The organism is Marinobacter salinexigens (genome assembly GCF_008370345.1).
Taxonomy (GTDB): domain Bacteria; phylum Pseudomonadota; class Gammaproteobacteria; order Pseudomonadales; family Oleiphilaceae; genus Marinobacter; species Marinobacter salinexigens.
The window spans coordinates 1-854 of sequence record NZ_VTUU01000051.1; the positions used below are offsets into that span (position 1 = coordinate 1).

Here is an 854-nt window from a genome sequence, read left to right on the forward strand (position 1 = left end):
CGAAATTCACGGTTACAAGCAGTTCAGCCTGACGGCGACGACTGCTGGTCCAAGGAAGCAAACGATGCGAGCGGCGCCGGCGCAGCGGCGGCCTGAGACAGTCGACGATGCATGCACGTGCACGAGAGAAACTAAACGGCGGCGAGCGGGGAGAGAGAGCTGGATGCGCTAGCTGCGCTGCGCACCCCTAGGTCGGTCGGCTTCGGCTTTTAGTAGTCGGTGGAGGGGAGCTGCTCGTGGGTGTGGGAGATGRAGAGCAGCTCGTAGATGACGCMGGCGAGGCCGCCGCCGATGAGGGGGCCGACCCAGTACACCCACTGGTAGCCCCACTCCCAGCTGACGAGGGCGGGGCCGAAGGACACGGCGGGGTTCATGGACGCGCCGTCGAAGGCGCCGCCCACCAGGATGTTGGCGCCCACGATGAAGCCGATGGCGATGGGGGCGATGGTGCCCAGGCTGCCCTTCTTCGGGTCCACCGCCGTCGCGTACACCGTGTACACCAGCCCGAAGGTCATCACGATCTCCAGCACCAGCGCCTCCCACACCGACACSCCCGTCAGCCCGAAGGTGCCCGTGGCCTGCCCGCCCGTCGAGAAGCGGAGCAGGAAGCACGCCACGGTGGACCCCAGCAGCTGCGCCACCCAGTACAGGAGCCCCCGGAACAGGGTGATGTTGCCGCCCACGAAGGCGCCGAAGGYCACGGCMGGGWTCACGTGSCCGCCGGWGATGTYCGCGCCCACMGMCACCGCCACGAACAGCGCGAACGCGTGCGCCACCGCCGCCGCGATCAGGCCCGCCGGGGTCGTCGGGCCGCCGCCGGTCAGCTTGCTGAAGGCCATGCCGGAGCCCTGGCC

The 854-nt window shown here is 69.3% G+C and carries 1 protein-coding gene; it reads right to left on the reverse strand.

The features are described 5' to 3' along the window. Positions 1–209: 209 nt before the first annotated feature. Positions 210–854 (reverse strand): TIP-type aquaporin (locus FWJ25_RS20625; RefSeq protein ID WP_149601864.1); only part of this gene is annotated, 645 nt, incomplete at its 5' end.